Origin of the sequence: Mesorhizobium sp. M7A.F.Ca.MR.176.00.0.0, from assembly GCF_004023165.1 — a bacterium.
Lineage (GTDB): Bacteria > Pseudomonadota > Alphaproteobacteria > Rhizobiales > Rhizobiaceae > Mesorhizobium.
Genome location: NZ_RZTC01000240.1, coordinates 1 through 2,640, shown reverse-complemented (window position 1 = coordinate 2,640; position 2,640 = coordinate 1). Strand labels below are relative to the sequence as shown.

The 2,640-nt window shown below is 65.0% G+C and carries 1 protein-coding gene and 2 pseudogenes; all 3 read left to right on the top strand.

The window, feature by feature from the left end; translation table 11 throughout:
- Positions 1–263: pseudogene (locus EOB59_RS35770) on the top strand (competence protein); the annotation flags it as partial.
- 282 nt (positions 264–545) lie between these two features.
- Positions 546–2,258 (top strand): ParB N-terminal domain-containing protein, encoded by a 1,713-nt coding sequence (locus tag EOB59_RS34290; protein WP_095482596.1) that lies wholly within the window; start codon positions 546–548, stop codon positions 2,256–2,258.
- Between the two features lie 93 nt (positions 2,259–2,351).
- Positions 2,352–2,640, top strand: a pseudogene (locus EOB59_RS34285) (hypothetical protein); the annotation flags it as partial.

Below are 2,640 nucleotides of genomic sequence, written 5' to 3'. Positions count from 1 at the left end.
GCACTGGCGTCGAGCGGCGCCTGTTGTGGGGATTAATGCCGGGACGCGCCGACGGGCATGCCGTCATTGTCGCTCTGGACCGGCAGCGTCTCGTCCTTGCGGCACGCACCAGACCGCAGATCGTTGCAGCCCAAAAGATCGTCCGCACGCTCGATGCCCGTTTTCGAGCAGCGCGTGTGCAGGCGATGATCGAGGCGCGTCGGTATTCCTCTGTGCCGGCTTGGCGCCGGCGGCGGCCGCGTCGCCGCACCGCTCGGTTCTAGCTCCCATCCTCTGGGGAGGAAAGAAGCAAAGAGGAAAGGGGTAAGAATGGCCCGCTCGCAGATCGGGCGGGCCGCTGACGCTGGCGCTCAACCGCGCCGCTCGCGATCCCGGCCGATCGCTCTGCGCAGGGCTCAAGAGCCCCGCTTGATCTGCCCGGCAGGGATGCTCGGCCGCAGTTGCACCGGCCCGTCCGCTCCGCGGCCCGGGGGACGTCTTCGGGAAGAAGACGAGGAAGGACCCGCGAACGGCGGTGTCCGCAAACCCGTTGAAGGAGCATCTCCATGGAACTGAAGTTTGTCGATCCGCGTGCGCTGAAGGATAACCCGGACAAGGCGCGACGCTCGAAATCCAGCCCGCAGGCCGACGCGCTGCTGCTGGCTACCATTCGCGCCGTCGGCATCGTGCAGTCACCTGTCGTGGCGCCGGAAGCGGATGGCGGCAACGGCTATGTCATTGATGCCGGACATCGTCGTGTGAGGCAGGCGATTGCCGCGGGTTTGGAAGAAATCGCCGTGCTGGTGATCGAGCGCGCCGCGGATGGTGGTGCAATGCGGTCGCTGGCCGAGACGCTGGCGCATGAGCAGCTCAATCCTGTCGACCAATGGCGCGCGATTGAGCGGCTGGTCGCGCTCGGCTGGACCGAGGAAGCGATCGCCCTCGCTTTAGCGCTTCCCGTCCGCCAGATCAGGAAGCTCCGCCTGCTCGCCAACGTTCTGCCGGCCATGTTGGACCAGATGGCCAAGGGCGACATGCCCAACGAGCAACAGTTGCGCACCATCGCGTCGGCTTCGCTTGATGAGCAGAAGGAGGTCTGGAAGAAGCACAAGCCGTCCAAGACCGATCCCCAGGTGTCGTGGTGGAGCGTGGCGCAGGGCCTGACGAAGCGCCGCATGTACGCGCGGGACGCCAGCTTCGGTGACGATCTCGCTCAGGCCTACGGCATTGCCTGGGGCGAGGACCTGTTCGCTCCGGCCGACGAGGACAGCCGCTATACGACGGATGTCGAGGCCTTCCTTGGCGCTCAGCAGGAGTGGATGGCAAACACTCTGCCCAAGCGCGGCGTGATCGTGGAAGCAGGTCAGTGGGGCGAGCCGAAGCTGCCGCCCAAGGCGGAGCGTGTGTACGGTAAGCCGTCGAAGTCCGATCACACCGCCATGTATCTCGACCGCGACGGCAAGGTGCAGTCGGTCGCGTACCGCATGCCGGCGGCCAAAAACCCCAAGGGCAGGAATGGCGCGGATGTTGAGGCCGATGGCGATGATATCGTCGTTGCGGCAAAGCCGCGTCCGGACGTGACGCGCAAAGACATAGAGATGATCGGCGACCTGCGTACCGACGCGCTGCACGAGGCGCTGTCGCGCGCACCGATCGAGGACGACACGCTGATGGCGCTGCTCGTTCTCGCCTTCGCCGGCCAGAATGTGACAGTTGCATCTGGTGCCCGCGACATCTCCTGTTACGGGGCCGCAGGCCTCGGCGAACATGCCGCGCGCCTGTTCGACCAGGAGGGCAGGCTCGCGTTCGAGATGGACACGCTGCGCATTGCCGTGCGGTCCTTGCTGATCGATGTTCTGTCCTGCAGGGAGAATCGCTCGGACAGCGGCGTTGTCGCTCGTGTCGCCGGCGACATCATCGTCGCCGACAACTTCTTAGCCAACATGGGGACGGAGGACTTCCTGTCATGCCTGTCGCGGCAGGCATTGGAAGCCGCCTGCGCGGATACATCCGTCCTGCCCCGTCAAAAGGTCAAGGACACCCGTGCGGCCCTGGTCGAGCATTTCAAGGAAGGCCGCTTCGTCCACCCGTCGGCGCTGTTTGCGCCCACCCCGGAAAAGCTGACCTCCTGGCTGAAGATGAACGAGGCCAGGCAACAGCCTGAGGACGACGGCACGCCGGCGGACCAGGACGAGCTCGACGGCGATGCGATCGTCGAGCCGCCGCACGACTATGCCGGCGACGATGACGCTGAAGGCTTCCGCGAGGCCGCCGAGTAGCAGCGCGCGCCTTCTTCCTTCCGATCGCATTACCGCCGCCGGTGACCTCACCGGCGGCGGTTTCGTATTCACCCCAAACACCGGAGACCCATCATGTCGGCTCAATTGATCTATGACCTCGTTCCACTCGGTTCGATCGTAACTTATCGCGATGGAACACCACGCCCGCCCGAGCGGCATCGCAAGAAGCTCGCCGCCTGGGAGAACCGCAACAGCGGCGGCCGGCTTATCCGCAAGCAGGCTGAAACCCGCGTCGGCAACACCACGCTGCCGGCGTCCATTACCCTGCACAAGGGTGACTACGGCAGTCAGGGCACCATCGTCCTGCGCGTTCACCAAAGCTTTTCGGTGAACAGCGATCTCAACTTCGCGGTCAAGGAGC